This window comes from Streptomyces sp. Y20 (assembly GCF_043195475.1).
In the GTDB taxonomy this organism is placed as follows: Bacteria; Actinomycetota; Actinomycetes; order Streptomycetales; family Streptomycetaceae; genus Streptomyces.
Map to the genome: position 1 here is coordinate 71,914 of NZ_JBIDDP010000001.1, position 16,395 is coordinate 88,308.

Here is a 16,395-nt window from a genome sequence, read left to right on the forward strand (position 1 = left end):
CCTCCCGTGCTGCGGATACGGTCCCGGCTCAGCCTTCCACACCGTCCCCGCCGGTCAACGCCGGACTCAACCCGGCCCAGGGGTTGGGCGGTTCGCCGGTCACCGGCCCGCACACCGCGGCGCCCCGCTCGTGTGCCGTGCGGACGGCGAGCGGGACGAGGGCCTCGGGGACGCCGTAGACGAGGTGGCACAGCCGGTCCGGCGGGTGCCGGGCGGCCCAGGCCGGCCGGGTGAACGCCGAGACGTACGTCGACCAGTGCCCCTCGAAGGTGACGGTCAGGTCGCCCAGGCGAGTGTAGCCGGGCGCCGGGTGGACGCCCGGATTGAGGACAACGGGGCCGGCGCCGAGCCGCCGCAGGTCCCGGACCAGACGGCGGCAGGCCGGCAGGCCCTCCGGGCCGGCGGTGACCCGGTCCAGGAAGCAGCCCTCGGCCCCGTACCAGCTGCGGTGGCGGCGCATCTCCTCGGTGATCCGGTCCCGGTCCCGGACGCCGTAGTCGGTGTCGACATAGCCGACGAGGCGGGCGCCGGCCGCGCGCAGGGCCCGGGCGGCCGCCGTGAACGCGGGATCGGGGGCGGTGCCGGGTCCGCTCGCCGGGTTCAGGACGACCGCGAAGGTGCGGTCGGCCGCCGCGATCAGCCGGTGCCAGGCGCCGGGGTCCTCGGCCGGGTGCACGTACAGCGGTACCAGCAGGCTCACGGCAGGCGCTCCGCGTCGGCCGTCCACAGCGCGGCGAGGGCGTCGTCGAGGCTGTGGTCCGGCCGCCAGCCCAGAACCCGGGCCGCGGCGGAGATGTCCGAGCACTGCCACGACACCTGCGCGGAGCGCGCCGAGCCGGCCGTGCTCTCCTCCACCCGCCCCCGGAAGCCCGCCCGCCGGGCCAGGCCGTGCGCCAACCGCCGGACGGGCACGGCCGTTCCGCTGCCGATGTTGAGCACGGCGGGCAGGGGGCCGGGGGTGGTGACGGCGCATTCGGCGGCCCGGGCCACGTCGCGTACGTCGACGAAGTCGCGGTGCGCGGAGAGGTCCCCGAGGCGCAGTACCGCCTCCTGATCCTGCCCGGCCGAGCGGAGCAGCGCGGTCAGCCGGCCGGGCAGGCTCGCCAGGGGTGCGCCCGGGCCGACCGGATTGCCGACCCGCAGCACCACCGCGTCCAGGGCGGCGGAGGTCACCGCCACCGTGCCCGCCAGCTTGGTCGCGCCGTACGGCGTCACCGGGCAGGCGGGCGCCGACTCGGTGACCGGCACGCCCGGGGTGCCCGGCCCGTACTCGGCGGCCGAACCCAGGTGCACCAGACGGGCGGTGGGGGCCGCCTCGCGCAGTGCCGCGCAGAGTACGGCCGGGCCGCGGGCGTTGACCTCGGCCAGGGTCACGGCGTCACCGCCGGTGGCGCCCGCGCAGTTGACCACGGCGTCGGGGGCCGCCGCCACCAGGGTCTTCGCGAGCCGCTCGGGCGGGTCGGCGGCGAGGTCGACGCCGAATCCCGCGCAGGCGGTGCGGCCGGCGGTGAGGACGTGCGCGCCCGGGAGGGCGCGCAGCCGCTCGGCCACGTGGCGGCCCAGATACCCGGTGCCGCCGAGGACGAGAATGCGCATGTGGTACTCAGGCTCCCTTGAGCAGCAGGGACTTGCGGCTGGTGAACTCGGCGTTGGCCCGGTCGTAGTCGTCGGGACGGCCGATGTCCAGCCAGTAACCGTCGAAGTCGTAGGCCTGCGGCGGGTTCTGGTCCTTCAGCAGGTCCAGGACGAGTTCGTCGAAGCCGAGCGGCAGGCCCGGTGTGTAGCCGTCCAGGGTGGCGCGGCTGAGGCCGTAGACGCCCATGGAGACGCGGTAGTCCATGCTGGGCTTCTCGGTGAACGCGACGACCCTGCTCGCGTCGGTGGTGAGCACGCCGAAGTCGATGTGGACCTTGCGGGCGTACGTGGCGATGGTCAGCGGGGCACCCGACTGCTCGTGGCGGCGCAGTACGTCGGCGTAGTCGAGGTCGGTGAGGATGTCGCCGTTCATGACCAGGAACGTCTGGGGCAGCCGGTCCTTGAGCGTGAGCAGCGGGCCCATGGTGCCGAGCGGGCTCTCCTCGGTGGCGTAGTCGACGTTCATGCCCCACTGGGAGCCGTCGCCGACGTACGCGCGGATGATCTCGCCGAGGTGGCCTATCGCGAGGGTGCAGCGGGTGAAGCCCGCTGCCGACAGCTGGCGCAGCACGATCTCCAGGATGGCGTGCTGGTCACCGATCGGGACGAGGGGCTTGGGCAGCGCGGTGGTGTAGGGCCGCAGCCGGACGCCCTTGCCTCCCGCCAGGATCACTGCGTGCATGGCTCCTCCTTCGTTGACGCATGGACTCGGGGGGACGTGCCGGTCGGGTCAGATGTTGTAGATGCCGGTCTTGTAGCGGGCCAGGTTGGCCGGGTCGCGGAAGAAGTCCACGGTGTGGGCGAGGCCCTGTTCCAGGCTGTGGGCGGGCTGCCAGCCGGTGGCCCCGGCGAGCCGGGAGGCGTCGGCGACCAGCCGCATGACCTCCGAGTTGGCCGGCCGGATGCGCGCGGGGTCCTCGCGGATGTCGAGGGCGGTGTCCATCACCTTGCCGATCAGTGCGACGAGGTCGCCGACGGAGATCTCGCCGCCCGTCCCGGCGTTGAAGGTACGGCCGACGACCTGCTCGGCGGGTGCGGAGCCGACGGCGAGGAACGCCTGCGCGGTGTCCCGGACGAAGGTGAAGTCACGGGTGGGGCGCAGGTCGCCGAGGGTGATGGTCCGCTCCCCCGCCGCGACCTGGCCGATGACGGTGGGGATGACGGCGCGCATCGACTGGCGCGGGCCGAAGGTGTTGAACGGGCGGAGTGTGACGACCGGGGTGCCGAAACTGGCGTGGTAGCTGTCGGCCAGCCGGTCGCCGCCGGCCTTCGAAGCGGCGTACGGGGACTGGGTGTTGATGGGGTGGTCCTCGGTGATGGGCACGGTCCGCGCGGTGCCGTAGGTCTCGCTGGTGGAGGTGTGCACCAGCCGGGGTGTGCCGAGGGCGCGGACCGCCTCCAGCACGTTGAGGGTGCCGGTGACGTTGGTCTCCACGTAACTGTGCGGGGCCTGGTAGGAGTACGGGATCGCGATCAGCGCGGCCAGGTGGTAGGCGACGTCGGCGCCGTCGAGCAGGCCGCGGACCGAGCCGGGGTCGCGGACGTCGCCGAGGACGATCTCCACGTGGTCCAGGACGTCCGGGGCGAGGGTCTCCAGCCAGCCGTAGGAGGAGAAGGAGTTGTACTGGGCCATGGCTCTGACCCGGTGGCCGGAGGCGACGAGGGCCTCGGTGAGGTGGGAGCCGATGAAGCCCTCGGCTCCGGTGACGGCGGCGAGCGGTGCGGAGGTCAAGTCGGGGATCCTTCCGGTCGGTTGCGCGGGGACGAGCGGTGTGGGTCAGGCGTGCCGGGCGGGCCGGCCGAGCAGCCGCAGGGCGCAGGCGACCAGGGCCGCCACGGCCGCGCCGCAGCACAGCGGCAGGGCGGTACGGCCCGGTGGCAGGTGCAGCAGCGGTACCGCGCCGGCCGTCGCGGCGGCGGCGAGGCAGATCACGGCCGGGGGCCAGGCGGCCCCGAACGCCTGGAGGAGCAGCGCGGTCCACAGGGTCGCCGCGAGCAGCAGCAGCGGGGCCGGTGCCGCGCCGGTGAGGTAGGCGGCGGGCAGCAGCGGCAGCACGTAGGCGAGCAGGCAGCCGCCGAGGACGGCGGTGGAGCGCAGCAGGAACCCGGCGGGGGTGGCGGTGGCGCGCAGGGCGGCGACGGACAGGCCCCGGTAGCGGAACAGCAGCCATTCGGCGGGGCCCATGCTGACGGTCAGCACGATCACCGCGTAGGGGTCGCGCCGCCCCTCCAGCAGTACCAGCACGCCCGCGGCCAGCCCGAACAGCCCGTACGGCAGGGACCACCGCAGCCGGGGCCGGGCGCCACCGGCCGCGGCCGGGGTGGCGAGGGCGCCCCGCAGGGCGTGGCCGGTGCCGGCGAGGGTGGCCAGCAGCGCGAGCAGCGGCAGCCCGGTGCGCACGGCGGTGCCGGGTTCCCACCAGGGCAGTACGGCGGCGCCCGCGATCAGCGGGGTGAGCGCGGCCAGCAGCAGCCGTTCACGGGCCAGGACCAGCAGGACGCCCGCTGCCGCCAGGTACAGCGACTGCGCCGCCGCCACCGCGAGCACCGGGCCGAAGGTGCCGGCGAGCGGGACGGCGCACGCGGTGGCCAGGGCGGCGCCCAGCGGCGCGCCGGTGAGCAGGGTGCGGGCGGCCTCCTTGCGGCCGGTGGCCAGCCGCAGGTGGGCGCGGTGGCCCAGGCCCTGTCCCCACGCCCAGGAGACCAGTCCGGCGGTGATGAGCGCGGCGGTGTGCCGGCCGGGGTGCCACAGGGGCGCGGTGAGCAGGTAGGCGAGGCCGGGCAGCGCGAACAGCACCCCGCGCAGCAGGCTGCGGACGGTGTCCGGGCGCCAGGGGTCGGCCGTCGGCGGCGGTTCGGGGTAGCTCCGGGGCACCTGCTCGTACAGGGCGGCGGCCAGGGAGAACAGACCGGTGTGGCCGTACCGCTGCCTGATCTCGTCGGCCGTCAGGCCCTCGGCCTCCAGCAGGGCGGCCACCTCGTACGGGTGGACGGCCGGGCCGACGCGGTCGGCGAGGTCGGCGGCCAGCCGGCTGACCGCTTCCGGGTCGGGGCCGCGCCTGGGCAGGCGCAGGGCCATCGTGTGGTCGTCGCGGCGCGCGGGCGGCTCGGCGAGCCGCAGCGCGAGGGTGTCCTGCTCGGTGCCGCCCGGTTCGAGCGCCATGGGGCCGCTCATCCGGAAAGGCTCCCCGCGGCGACGCGGAGCACCTCGCCCTGCGCGGCCGGCGCGGTGGACGGCCGGACCCGGGCGGGCAGTTCGAGGTATATCGAGCGGAACGTGTCGATGGTCTGGCGCAGCGTGAACTGTTCGATCACGCGCAGCCGGGCCGCCTCGCCCATCGCCCTGCGCCGTTCGGCGTCGCCGAGCAGTTCCAGCGCCGCGGCCGCCATGCGGGCGGGGTCGCGCGGCGGGACGACGAGCCCGGTGCCGCCCACGGCCTCCCGGACGCCGCCGACGTCGGTGGAGACGGTGGCCCGGCCGCAGGACATGGCTTCGATGAGGGTGAACGGGAAGCCCTCGCTGATGCTGGAGAGCATCACGACGTTCCCGGCGGCGTAGGCGTCCTTGATGTCGTCGACGCGGCCCTCGAAGGTGACGGCGTCGGCGTGTCCCAGTTCGGCGGCGAGGGCCTCGCAGCGTTCCCGGTACGCCTCTCCGCCGCGCGGTGTGCCGCCGAAGAGCCGCAGCCGGGCCTCGGGCACTTCCTCGCGGACCAGGGCGAACGCGCGGATGAGGGTCTCCAGGTCCTTGATGGGGTCGACGCGGCCGGCCCAGCTGAGCGTGGGGACGGCGGGTTCGGGTCCGGCGGGCGGGAACGCCGCCGGGTCCACGCCGTTGTAGACGGTGCGGATGGCCTGCGGGTCGGCGCCGCCCTGCTCCTCCCAGAGCCGGTTGTAGCGGTTGCCGGGGGTGATGAGGGCGGCCCGGCGGTAGCTCTCCTCGGCCAGCAGCCGGAAGAAGCCGAGGACGAGGGCCTTCACCGGCCAGCGGTAGGGGGCGGTGCGGTAGCCGAGGTAGCGTTCGCGCAGGTAGACGCCGTGTTCGGTGAGCAGCAGGGGGACGCCGTACCGTTCCAGCGCGGCGAGCCCCGGCAGCACGGCGACCCCGCCGCTGACCGCGTGGGCCACCCCGTGCCGGGGGGTGGGCGCGGCGAGCGGGCGCAGGGCGTGTTCCAGCAGGGCGGTGGCGGTGACCGCGTCGTGCAGGGTGGGCCCGGCCTCCCGGACCGCGAGTCCCGGGCGGTTCCACACCGAGGCGAGGAGGGCGACGGCCCGGTCGCCGCGCAGGAACGCGCTCAGTGTGCCGTCGGCGGCGGCCCGGGCCATGGTGTACAGCGCGGGCGGGAACCGGTCCTCGGCGTGCGGGTCGAGGAGCGCGGTGAGGAAGCGTTCGTAGGCGGCGGTGAGCCGGTTGCGGGCCCGGCCCCGGGGCGGGCGGCCCTGCGGCGGGGTCCCCCACATGGGTACGGACAGCACGCTGCGGACGTGGGCGGGCAGGTCCCATACGACGGGTTCGCGTCCGGTGCCGGTGACGGCGACGACCTCGAAGTCGAGGTCGGGCATGCCTTGGACGAGCTGGTCGCACCAGACGCTGACGCCGCCATGGCTGTGCGGGTAGGTGCCTTCGGTGAGCAGGGTGACGTGCGCCGCGCCGGAGCGGCGCGCGCCGTGCTGAACGTGCATCGTTGGGGCTCCACGGCCGAGGTGTGGGGTGGTCGTGCGGGTTCCGGGCGCCGGCGGGCGGCCGGAACCCGGGCCGGTCCGGCGGCCGGCTCCCGTCACGAGGCGTGCGGGAGCCGGCCGGAGCGGCCCTGGGTCCGGTGCGCCGTTCAGTTGTCCGGGGTGTACGGAACCTGCTCGGTCACGCCCGCCGGGATCCTGGTGTGCGGGGCCGGGGCGGTGGCCGCGGCGGCGGTGCCCGCGGTCGCGGCGGGGGCGGTGGCGGAGGACGGCAGGGTGAAGGTGAGCGCGCTGCCGGCGGAGGCGGTCCAGCCGGACACGGCGCCCGCGTAGGCGCTGCCGAAGGCGGTGGTGCCGCGGGTGGTGCCGGCGGGCAGGGTCGCGGGGACGGCGGTGCCGTTCGGTCCCTGCACGGTGACGGTGCCGCCGATGCGGTAGGCGGTGACCTGGCCGGCCTGTACGGCGGTCTTCCAGGCGGCACGGCGCCGGAGTTCGACGCCGATGTCCTTCATCCTCAGGTTCACCACGGGGGTGTTGTCCGCGAACAGGGCGTCGTAGCCGTCCAGTACGCCGTCGAGGACGGGGTAGGCGATGCGGTCCTCGGCGAGGTTCGACTGGTGGACGAAGTGCGGCTTGGGGTCGTTGGACAGCACGTGTCCGAGGGCGATGCGGGTCTCCAGCGGCACGATGTAGTCGGTGTAGCCGGTGCCGGTGTCCAGCGGGGCGGACAGGCAGGTGGTGGTCGCCGGGTTGTCCTCGCAGATGCCGCTGCCGCCCTGGGCGCGGCCGGTGTAGAGCCAGTTGTACTCGTCGACCTGCTCGGCGGTCCGGCCCGCGTTGTAGAAGACGTTCATCGGGTAGCGGGCGACCGTGGTGGCGGGGCCGACCTGGCGTTGCTGGGGGTCGCGCGAGTTGTCGGAGGCGAGCCACGTGACGTTGTTGTCCGCGAGGGCGAGGGCCAGGTTGGGATTGTCCGCGGGCTGCTGCGGCAGGATCCTGAGGCCGGAGTGCTCGCCGGTGACCAGCTCGGTGTTGTCGAGCGGCAGCCCGGCCACTTGGCCCCAGACGCGGTTGGTGGCGATCTCGCTGTCGATCGTGGTGCGGCTGACCCACTTGGTGCTGCCGTCGGCGTTGGTGGTGCACGTCCACGGTACGACGGTGACGTTCTGCTCGCAGCCGAGGAAGGCGTGCGTGTAGGTGTGGTTGACCCAGCGGAACTGGTTCCGGTCGGTGATCAGCTTGTCGGCGAGCTGGTCCACGCCGTCGTTGTCCTCGCGCTGGTCGGCGCTGCCGGCGCCGTTGTAGACCAGGTCGAAGGTGAAGTGGTGGCTGCTCTGCCAGGCGGTGGCGTGGTCGACGTCGGCCGGGGTCATGCGGATGGGGCTGGGCGTGCCGGCGCCGCCGGTGCAGTCGACGTCGCCGGGTGTGCAGTTGAGCCGGGTGTCCCAGCGGTCGTCGGCGGCGAACACGTCGTCCACGTGCACGGCGAAGTAGTTGCGGGAGGCACCGAGGTGCACCCCGCCGGTCATCCACTCCACGATGCCGCGGGACAGCAGCCGGAACTGCTGCTGGTACTGGTTGTAGACGAAGGTGACGACCAGTTCGCGCCGCCCGTCGTGCCGGTACTCGCCGACCAGGGAGCCCTGCCTGGTGGTGCCCGGGATCGGGGCCTGCACGTACGGGGTGAAGTCGGCCCCGGCGGCGGGTGCCGACAGGTAGGCGTAACTCTCGCCGACGGTGGGCGAGTTGTCCTCGAACGGTACCGGCCCGTCGAGGTAGCCGAAGGTTCCGTCGCGGCCTGCCGCGGTGACCTGGGCCTGGACGCCGTCGACGCTGCCCGAGTAGCCGCCGGAGGTGGGGACCTCGAGTCCGACCTGGGGGCGGGCGTAGGTGTAGGCGTCGACCTGTGGGATCGCGAAGGTCTGCTCGTAGGCGGCGAGCGCGGTCATCTCGGCACTGCCGGCCGTGAACGGGTTGTCGTTGGGCAGCACGACGGCCTGGAACCTGGCCCGGGGCCGGCCGTCGACGGTGTCGGCGAGGAAGCCGGCGTCGATGGCGGGCCGGTCGGACCGCGTGAGGTCGACCTTCGTGTACGGCGTACCGGCGGCGTCGAGTTCGGCGGCGATGGCGTCGGTGGCCGGACCACCGTCGCTCACCACCAGGACTCTGAGGTCGATGCGCGGCGTGGTGGCGTCGGCCTCGGCCGGCCCGGCCCCCAGGCCGAGCGCGGCGATGAGCGCGCCCACCGTCAGCGCGGTGGTGCGTACGGTCCGCTTCATGCGGTGAAGTCCCCTCCCCGGGCAGGGGTGAGCACGGCTCCCATGGAGCGGACACCCCCTCACGTGACGCCGGCGTCCCCCTCAGAAGCCGGTCGTCGACGCATCTGTCGCGTCACATGGTGATGTCTCTGTGTAGCTTTTGTGGTCGAGTCACGGAACCTGACGGAAAAGTGCAGGTGTCCGACAGCGCCCCGAAGCAACCTGAACGACCGTTTTTGCGTCGTCTCCGCGCAGGGGCCCGCGGCGGACGAAGAGGCCCCGTCCGCTGGTCCGGCCGGGGTGCGGCGCACCGGCGGACCATGGCGGTCCGCCGGGCGACATGTCGGGTCCGTTCCGCGCGGGACCCGTGACCGGGGGGCGAGATCCGGCCACCCGGATCACGGGGCCGAGGAGTCCGTCAGGCGCAGACGACGCGCGTCTCGGGCGTGTAGACGGGCCCGCCGTTGGTGTTGGTGCTGTCGCTGAACTCGGCGTAGTAGTACGAGTAGAAGCCGATGTTGCCGTTGCAGCCGGAGTCGGCGGCGACCTGGAGGGTCAGTGTGACGGTGCGGCTCTGGCCGGGCGGGATGGTGGCGCCGTAGTTGCCGCCGAAGTTGCTCGGTCCGGTGCCGGAACAGGCGCTGCTGCCGCTCGCGGTCGCCAGGCTGCACCCGGTGAAGCTGTACTTCAGGTCCGGGCGCTGGGTGGTCAGCCAGGTCGGGTCGATCGTCTGGTACACGAACCAGATGTCGTACGTCCTGTTGTTGGTGATGGTCATCGACAGCTTCACCGTGCCGCCGGGGGTGGTGGTGGCGCTGTCCGTGGCGAAGGCGAGGGAGGCCGGCGCGGGGTCGGCGCTCGCGCTCGGGGCGAGGCCGAGGACGGCGAGGAGGAAGGCGAGGACGGCGGTGAGCCCGAGGCGTCCGAGCAGAGGTGATCGCATGGCCCGGGAGGCTAGGCAGGCGGGCGTCACGCCGTCTGCCCCACCGCACCGGGCCCGGACAGCGTTCGGCCGAAAGTGGCCGTGGCGTGAAGCGGGCGCGGGGACATCGTGACGGCGCGTCACGCGTCGCATACGCGCACGCCGGGGCGCGGCGGCGGGAGGGGGCCGCGGGGCCCGCGGCGGGGGTGGTGCGCGAGTCGGCATTGGCGCGGAGGAGACGCCCCCGCGACGGCGGAACGGAAGCCCCCGGTTGTGACGGGGGCCGCTTCCGGCCAGAACACGGTTTCCGGCCGGACGGAACGGCCCCGGCGGTATTCGCTCCCCCCGGCCGCGGAGCCGTTCCGGTCGCCGGTCACCCCTCTCTGCCGGGGCCCTCCAGCACCGTCCGGGCCGCCGCGTCCTCGTAGGCGTCGGCGGCGTGCGGCATGCTGCCGGGCTCGACCGGGAGGCGGCGGACGGCGACCGCCGCGTCGCGGCCCCGGGGCGTGACGCCGATCCGGGCGGGCCGGGCGCCGTTCAGCTGTACGGGGTGCCCGAGTGCTCGCCGGGGTGGAGGTGGCGGTGCCCTCGATGAAGGCGACGTGGTCCCGGGTGAGGGCGAAGTCGTGCTGCAGCGCGGCCGCGGCCCCCGGCATCCCGGCGCCGTGGCCGATGCGGCCCGTGGCGTCGTAAGACCTGGCAGGTCAGGTACGGCGGGAAGGGCGAGGACCCGAAGACGTGGAGTCGTGCCCAGGGAGGCAGGTGGCATGCGGTGCCGGAACGCGGGTATTCGCGCTGCGACTTCGCACATCGGCGACACACCAGGAGGCGGACCCATGCTGATGGCACACCCCGCGGTACTGCAGGACCTCATCGCCCAGTACGAGGCCCTCACGCTGCTCGGGGCCGAGGAGAGCACCCCGGAGGCCCGGCAGCGGCTCACGGACGTGTCGTACACGCTGTGCGTGGCCACCGGCACCCGGGACGTCGACATGGCCCTCATCGCCGCCCGGCACCGGCTCTCCGGTGCCCGCCCGGAGGACGACTCGCTGCTCGAGATGGCGGGCCCGGCGGAACCGGCGGCCGCGGTCTGACGCGAACCGGCACACCGGCCGACGGCGAAGGCACCGGCGTGCCGGTCCCCCGCGCAACGGGCCGGGCCTCCGGGCCCGTTGCGCGATCCCTCCCCCGAACTCGTTGCCTCCCGCGTCTGGCCGGCGAGACCTACCGGACGGTATACAGGCCCGGTCGAACGCGCGAGGGCCGCTCCTGAGGTGCCGCCGCCCGCGCGACGCAGCAGCTCAGGGGGAGGACGCATGACGTACGACAGACGCCCGGCGGGCAGGGCGGCAGTCCGGCGGCGGGGCGCCGTACTGGGGGCGGCACTGGCCGGATGCACCCTGGTCGCGGCCGGCACGGCACCGGCCGCGGCACACCCCGGCGGGCACGGCCGCGCAGCCGCCTACGTGGCGCTCGGCGACTCCTACACCTCCGGTCCCGGGATCCCCCGGCAGGTGGACGCCGGCTGCGCGCGCTCCGACCACAACTACCCCTCGCTCGTGGCGGCCCGGGCCGGGGTGACGGCGTTCACGGACGTGAGCTGCGGCGGCGCCACGACCGCCGAGATGTGGCAGGCGCAGGGCGCGAACGGACCCCAGCTCGACGCGCTCGACCGGCACACCGGCCTGGTGACGCTCCAGATCGGCGGCAACGACGTCGGATTCGGCCCCATCATCGGCACCTGCGCCCGGCTCGCCCCCCAGGACCCGGAGGGCAACCCCTGTGAACGCGCGTACCACGCCTCCGGGTACGACGAGCTGGCCCTCGCCGTCGTACGCACCGCGCCGAAGGTCGACCGGGTGCTGCGGGCCGTGCACGCCCGCGCACCGCACGCCCGGGTGGTCGTCGTCGGATACCCCGACCTGCTCCCCGACGACGGCGTCGGCTGCTTCCCGCAGGTGCCGTTCGCCCGCGGGGACTTCGCCTATCTGCGGGACACCGAGAAACGGCTGAACCTGATGCTGCGCCTGGTGGCAGGTGTGAACCGGGCCGCGTACGTGGACACCTACGGCCCGACGGCCGGTCACGACATGTGCAAGGGGCCCGCCGACCGCTGGATCGAGCCCCTCCAGCCGGCCTCCCCCGCGGCCCCGGCCCATCCCAACGCCAAGGGTGAGGCGGCCATGGCGCAGGCGGTCCGGGACCGGCTGGACACGGGCCGCGGGCGCGGCTGAGCCGGTCGGCGCCCGCGCGGGAACGCGGACCGCGCCGGGGCGGCCTCGGTGACGGAGGCCGCCCCACGGCCGTGTCAGCCGCCGAGCGCTCCCAGTACCACCGCCTGCGCCTCCTCCTGGACCCGGGCGAGATGGCGGGCGCCGAGGAAGGACTCGGCGTACACCTTGTACACGTCCTCCGTGCCCGAGGGCCGGGCCGCGAACCAGGCGTTGTCGGTGGTGACCTTGATGCCGCCGATGGACGCGCCGTTGCCGGGCGCCTCGGTGAGGACGGCGGTGACCGCCTCACCGGCCAGTGTGTCCGCGGTGACCTGCGCCGGGGACAACTTGCCCAGCAGCGCCTTCTGTTCGCGGGTCGCGGGCGCGTCGATGCGGGCGTAGGCCGGTTCGCCGAAGCGGGCGGTCAGCCCGGCGTAGTGCTCCGAGGGCGTCCGGTCGGTGACGGCCGTGATCTCGGAGGCGAGCAGCGCGAGGATGATGCCGTCCTTGTCGGTGGTCCACACCGAGCCGTCCCGGCGCAGGAAGGACGCGCCGGCCGACTCCTCGCCGCCGAACCCGAGGGCGCCGCTGACCAGTCCGTCCACGAACCACTTGAACCCGACCGGCACCTCGACCAGCTGACGGCCGAGGTCGGCGGCGACCCGGTCGATCATCGTGGAGGAGACCAGGGTCTTGCCGATGCCCGCGCCGGCCGGCCACTGCTCGCGGTGCCGGTAGAGGTAGGAGATGGCGACCGCGAGGTAGTGGTTGGGGTTCATCAGGCCCGCGTCCGGGGTGACGATGCCGTGCCGGTCGGCGTCGGCGTCGTTGCCCGTGGCGATCCGGAAGCGGTCGCGCTGCTCGATGAGGGAGGCCATCGCGTACGGCGAGGAGCAGTCCATGCGGATCTGGCCGTCCCAGTCCAGCGTCATGAAGCGCCAGGCGGGGTCGGTGTGCGGGTTGACCACCGTCAGGTCGATGCGGTGCTCCTCGGCGATCCGGCCCCAGTAGGCGACGGAGGCGCCGCCGAGCGGGTCGGCGCCGATGCGCACACCGGCCGCGCGGATGGCGTCCAGGTCCAGCACGCTGGGCAGGTCGCCGACGTAGGTGCCGAGGAAGTCGTAGCGGCGGGTGGTCTCCGCGGCGAGCGCGCGAACGTACGGCAGCCGGCGTACGTCCTTCAGGCCGCCCGTGATGATCTGGTTGGCGCGGTCCTGGATCCAGGAGGTGGCGTCGGAGGCCGCCGGGCCGCCGCTCGGCGGGTTGTACTTGAAGCCGCCGTCGGCGGGCGGGTTGTGCGACGGGGTGACGACCACGCCGTCGGCGAGGCCGGTGGTGCGGCCCCGGTTGTGCGTCAGGATCGCGTGCGAGACGGCGGGCGTGGGCGTGTAACCGTCCGCGCTGTCGATCAGCACGGTGACGTCGTTGGCGGCGAACACCTCCAGTGCGGTCGCCCTGGCGGGCTCCGACAGGGCGTGGGTGTCGGCGCCCAGGAAGAGGGGCCCATCCGTGCCCTGGGCGGCCCGGTACTCGCAGATGGCCTGGCTGGTGGCGGCGATGTGGTCCTCGTTGAAGGCACCCGCCAGGGACGAACCACGGTGCCCCGAGGTGCCGAACGCCACCCGCTGTCCCGGGTCGGCCGGGTCGGGGTGCAGCGTGTAGTACGCCGTGACCAGCCTGGCCACGTCGACAAGGTCCTCGGGACCGGCCGGCCGGCCGGCTCGCTCGTGCGGCATGAGTCCGTTCCTCCGCATCGGTGGGGGTCGTACGCTCACCCCATCTTTCCTCGTCAGGGGCGTGGCATGCACGTGCGCCCCACCGGCCGGGCCGCACCGGGCCCGGCCGGCCGCTCCCCTGCGGGTCGCGCGGGTCAGCCGATGTGGTAACTGTCCCCGTACACCTTCCAGTCGAGCGGGGTGTTCAGGTCGAGGTTGCCCTTGCGCAGGAAGACCCGCTGCGCGGTGTCGACGCGGCTGGTGTCACTGTGTGCCTCCTCCTGCTTCATGGCCCACACACGGGCGTCCAGGAAGGCGTTCAGGTAGGTGGTCTCGTTGCCGCCCTGGGCCGGCGGCTTCGCGGTGCGCAGGGCGCGCTTGCGGATGTTGCGGAAGCTGGTGGGGTCGTCGCCGTCGCCGTGCATCACGAGGGCGTCGTAGTAGATGAACTGACCCAGCGCGCGCAGGCCGTCGGTCCTGCCCTGGGTGACGGCCGGGTTGAAGTAGACGCGGTCGCGTTCGTCGTTCTGGGCCTGCTGGAAGGCGCTGTCCTGGGCGGCCTTGCGCCAGTCCTTGGGGAAGGCCGGGTCGAGGCCGTCGTGCGAGTCGCTGCCGTCGACCCTGCGCAGGGCGGGCAGGTACTTCGCCAGGACGTTGCCGGGCTTGCGGTCGGTGTAGAGCTGGACGAGGTCGAGCATGTCGCCGGTGCCGGAGCAGAAGCCGATGATGCCGGCGGTGTATCCGCGCCCGTCGCCGATGTCCTCGATGTACTTGTACTGGGCCTTCCAGTCGAGCGAGGAGTTCTCCGCGCTCGACACCAGTTGCATGGCGATCTCCTTCTTCGCCGGGTCGTCCAGGCCCGGCGCGGCGGCCGAGGCCGTGCCCGCGCGGGAGACGCCGAGCAGGGTGCCCGAGGCGACGGCGCCGAGCGCGGCGACGACGGTCCGGCGGGAGAGACGGGCGGGGGCTGCCGGCTCACGGTGTGCGTGCACCACAGGGGCTCCAAGTGGGGGGTGGTCGTGGCGGTTCGGTCCGTACCGCCTACTGGTAGGAAAGTTTCCTATCAAAGGCGGAAGGACCCGGTAACCCGGCGCGGGGGAAGTTCGTAGGATCGGACAACCCCTGCGGACCGCCCCGGCCCCCGAGGCGGGGCCGGGCTCAGCGGTGCCGCGCCTCGTCGCGTTCCTCGGTGAAGGCGTACAGCTCCTGCGAGGTGCTGATGAGGTCGCGCATCTCCTCGCGGGAACCGACCATGGGCTGCGAACCCTTGAGCGGGACCTGGGCGCTCTCGGGCAGGAACCGCACGGTGAGCAGACCGATGGCACCCGCCAGCACCAGGTAGTAGGCGGGCATCAGGTCGTCGCCGGTGAGGTCGACGAGGGCGGCGGTGACCAGGGGGGTGGTACCGCCGAAGGCGGCCACGGCCAGATTGAAGCCGATCCCCATGGCCGCGTAGCGGACGGCGGTCGGGAACAGGGCGGGCAGGGTGGCCGCGCTCGGCGCGGCGAAGCAGGCCAGCAGGGTCGACAGGATCAGCACACCGAGGACGGGCGGCCAGGTGCCGTGCGCCTTGATCAGCAGGAACGCGGGGACGGCGAGCACCATCATGGCGGCCGCGGCCACGGCGTAGAGGGGCCGTCGGCCGACGCGGTCGCTGAGCCGGCCCAGGAAGGTGATCAGCACGACGATCCACACCATGCCGATGAGCACCAGGACGTCCGCGGAGCCGCTGGAGCGGTGCAGGGTCTCGGTCTGATAGGTCGGCAGATAGCCGGTGACCATGTAGTTGGTGACGTTGTACAGCAGCACCAGCCCCATGCAGACGAGCAGGGGCCGCCAGTGCTTGCGGACGATGTCCCGGAACTCGCTGCGCGCCGACTCCTGCGCCAGGGCCTTCTCCTGCTCGTCCAGCTGCTGCTGGAAGGCCGGGGACTCCTCCAGTTTGAGCCGCATGTAGAGGCCGATCACCCCGAGCGGCCCGGCGATCAGGAAGGGCACGCGCCAGCCCCAGGAGAGCATCTGGTCGTCGCTCAGGGCCAGATTGAGCACGGTGACCAGGGCGGAGCCGAGGGCGTACCCGACGAAGGTGCCGAAATCGAGCCAGCTGGAGAGGAAGCCGCGCCGGCGGTCCGGGGAGTACTCGGCGACGAAGGTGGTGGCGCCGCCGTACTCGCCGCCGGTGGAGAAGCCCTGCACCATGCGGGCCAGCAGGAGCAGCGCGGGCGCGGCGATGCCGATCGTGGCGTAGCCCGGGATGACGCCGATGACGAAGGTGCCGGCCGCCATCATGATCATGGTTGTGGCCAGTACCTTCTGCCGGCCGACCCGGTCACCGAGCGGTCCGAACACCAGGCCGCCCAAGGGGCGTACGACGAAGGCGGCGGCGAAGGTCGCGAAGGAGGAGATGAGCTGGGCGGCCGGGGAGGCGCCGGGGAAGAACACCTTGCCGATGGTGGCGGCGAGGTAGCTGTAGACGCCGAAGTCGAACCACTCCATGCAGTTGCCGAGCGCGGAGGCGCCCACGGCCCGCCTGAGCAGCGGGGACTCGACGACCTGGACGTCGTGCGCGCCGAAGGCCCGCCGGTTACGGCGGAGCCTGAGAGTCAGCTCCTCGCGGACCTGGCGCGGCAGCCGCGCCACGGCCCCCGGCGTCCGCGGCCCGCCCCGCGCCTGCCGTTCCCCACCGGACGTCGCACCGCTCACCGGCGCCTCCTTCGTCTCGCATCCGTGATCACCCGCCTGCCCCTGCGGCCGGTCCGGAAACGGAAGCCCTGAGTCCTATTGCGCGCGGACCTGGGACGGCACCCGTCCGGCACGGGTCCGGCAGGCGCGACCGACGAGGCGGCACCGAGTGACAAAGACCCCTAGACATTCGACATAAGTAGGACATAATTGAGGCAGTTCGGACAGCGTTGTCATGCGTGCCCCGCGTCCCATGCGTGGTCATGCCGCCTGCCGCCCGCCCCACCTCC

The 16,395-nt window shown here is 73.6% G+C and carries 13 protein-coding genes; 2 read left to right on the forward strand and 11 right to left on the reverse strand.

Annotated features, from left to right (window positions below; translation table 11 throughout):
• Positions 1-28 precede the first annotated feature (28 nt).
• The 8 genes from ACGFT1_RS00360 to ACGFT1_RS00395 form a co-directional block, all read right to left on the reverse strand.
• On the reverse strand, positions 29-700 hold the full coding sequence (locus ACGFT1_RS00360) for a spherulation-specific family 4 protein (protein ID WP_373906779.1): 672 nt from the start codon (positions 698-700) through the stop codon (positions 29-31).
• Positions 697-1,596 carry an NAD-dependent epimerase/dehydratase family protein gene (locus ACGFT1_RS00365; RefSeq protein WP_373906780.1) on the reverse strand — a complete coding sequence of 300 codons (900 nt, stop codon included), beginning with the start codon at positions 1,594-1,596 and terminating at the stop codon, positions 697-699. Before ACGFT1_RS00365 ends, ACGFT1_RS00360 begins: the two co-directional genes overlap by 4 nt.
• Before the next feature lie 7 nt (positions 1,597-1,603).
• Positions 1,604-2,317, reverse strand: coding sequence for a sugar phosphate nucleotidyltransferase (locus ACGFT1_RS00370; protein ID WP_373906781.1), 714 nt, complete (start codon positions 2,315-2,317; stop codon positions 1,604-1,606).
• A 48-nt stretch (positions 2,318-2,365) separates the two neighbouring features.
• Positions 2,366-3,367 (reverse strand): GDP-mannose 4,6-dehydratase, encoded by a 1,002-nt coding sequence (locus tag ACGFT1_RS00375; RefSeq protein WP_373906782.1) that lies wholly within the window; start codon positions 3,365-3,367, stop codon positions 2,366-2,368.
• Positions 3,368-3,412: 45 nt separating this feature from the next.
• Positions 3,413-4,810 carry a hypothetical protein gene (locus tag ACGFT1_RS00380; protein ID WP_373906783.1) on the reverse strand — a complete coding sequence of 466 codons (1,398 nt, stop codon included), beginning with the start codon at positions 4,808-4,810 and terminating at the stop codon, positions 3,413-3,415.
• The gene (gene pelF, locus ACGFT1_RS00385; protein ID WP_373906784.1) at positions 4,807-6,318 is read right to left on the reverse strand and encodes a GT4 family glycosyltransferase PelF; all 1,512 of its coding nucleotides are present in this window, start codon (positions 6,316-6,318) and stop codon (positions 4,807-4,809) included. The genes ACGFT1_RS00380 and pelF overlap by 4 nt, the downstream gene beginning before the upstream one ends.
• Positions 6,319-6,464: 146 nt before the next feature.
• Entirely contained in the window at positions 6,465-8,594 is a 2,130-nt protein-coding gene (locus ACGFT1_RS00390; RefSeq protein WP_373906785.1) for a hypothetical protein, read from the reverse strand.
• A 397-nt stretch (positions 8,595-8,991) separates the two neighbouring features.
• Positions 8,992-9,516, reverse strand: coding sequence for a hypothetical protein (locus ACGFT1_RS00395; RefSeq protein WP_373906786.1), 525 nt, complete (start codon positions 9,514-9,516; stop codon positions 8,992-8,994).
• Positions 9,517-10,331: 815 nt separating this feature from the next.
• On the opposite strand from ACGFT1_RS00395, the gene ACGFT1_RS00400 reads away from it, so the two are divergent.
• Both ACGFT1_RS00400 and ACGFT1_RS00405 read left to right on the forward strand, forming a co-directional pair.
• Positions 10,332-10,589, forward strand: a complete 258-nt coding sequence (locus ACGFT1_RS00400; protein WP_373906787.1) for a DUF5133 domain-containing protein — start codon at positions 10,332-10,334, stop codon at positions 10,587-10,589.
• Between the two features lie 222 nt (positions 10,590-10,811).
• Positions 10,812-11,729: an SGNH/GDSL hydrolase family protein gene (locus tag ACGFT1_RS00405; protein WP_373906788.1), complete on the forward strand. Its 918-nt coding sequence runs from the start codon at positions 10,812-10,814 to the stop codon at positions 11,727-11,729.
• A gap of 74 nt (positions 11,730-11,803) precedes the next feature.
• Here ACGFT1_RS00405 and pgm read toward each other — a convergent pair whose 3' ends face one another.
• The 3 genes from pgm to ACGFT1_RS00420 form a co-directional block, all read right to left on the reverse strand.
• Positions 11,804-13,444 (reverse strand): phosphoglucomutase (alpha-D-glucose-1,6-bisphosphate-dependent), encoded by a 1,641-nt coding sequence (pgm, locus tag ACGFT1_RS00410; protein ID WP_373906789.1) that lies wholly within the window; start codon positions 13,442-13,444, stop codon positions 11,804-11,806.
• Positions 13,445-13,578: 134 nt separating this feature from the next.
• A complete protein-coding gene (locus ACGFT1_RS00415) occupies positions 13,579-14,418 on the reverse strand; it encodes a chitosanase (protein ID WP_373906790.1) in 840 nt (279 codons plus the stop codon).
• A gap of 163 nt (positions 14,419-14,581) precedes the next feature.
• A complete protein-coding gene (locus tag ACGFT1_RS00420) occupies positions 14,582-16,063 on the reverse strand; it encodes an MFS transporter (protein WP_373907625.1) in 1,482 nt (493 codons plus the stop codon).
• Between the last annotated feature and the right edge of the window lie 332 nt (positions 16,064-16,395).

Excerpts from the sequence above, each read along its gene's own strand:
- ACGFT1_RS00365 (WP_373906780.1), bottom strand. The coding sequence starts at position 1,596 with ATGCGCATTCTCGTCCTCGGCGGCACCGGGTATCTGGGCCGCCACGTG.
- ACGFT1_RS00370 (WP_373906781.1), bottom strand. The coding sequence starts at position 2,317 with ATGCACGCAGTGATCCTGGCGGGAGGCAAGGGCGTCCGGCTGCGGCCC.
- ACGFT1_RS00380 (WP_373906783.1), bottom strand. The coding sequence starts at position 4,810 with ATGAGCGGCCCCATGGCGCTCGAACCGGGCGGCACCGAGCAGGACACC.
- pelF (WP_373906784.1), bottom strand. The coding sequence starts at position 6,318 with ATGCACGTTCAGCACGGCGCGCGCCGCTCCGGCGCGGCGCACGTCACC.
- ACGFT1_RS00390 (WP_373906785.1), bottom strand. The coding sequence starts at position 8,594 with ATGAAGCGGACCGTACGCACCACCGCGCTGACGGTGGGCGCGCTCATC.
- ACGFT1_RS00395 (WP_373906786.1), bottom strand. The coding sequence starts at position 9,516 with ATGCGATCACCTCTGCTCGGACGCCTCGGGCTCACCGCCGTCCTCGCC.
- ACGFT1_RS00400 (WP_373906787.1), top strand. The coding sequence starts at position 10,332 with ATGCTGATGGCACACCCCGCGGTACTGCAGGACCTCATCGCCCAGTAC.
- ACGFT1_RS00405 (WP_373906788.1), top strand. The coding sequence starts at position 10,812 with ATGACGTACGACAGACGCCCGGCGGGCAGGGCGGCAGTCCGGCGGCGG.
- pgm (WP_373906789.1), bottom strand. The coding sequence starts at position 13,444 with ATGCCGCACGAGCGAGCCGGCCGGCCGGCCGGTCCCGAGGACCTTGTC.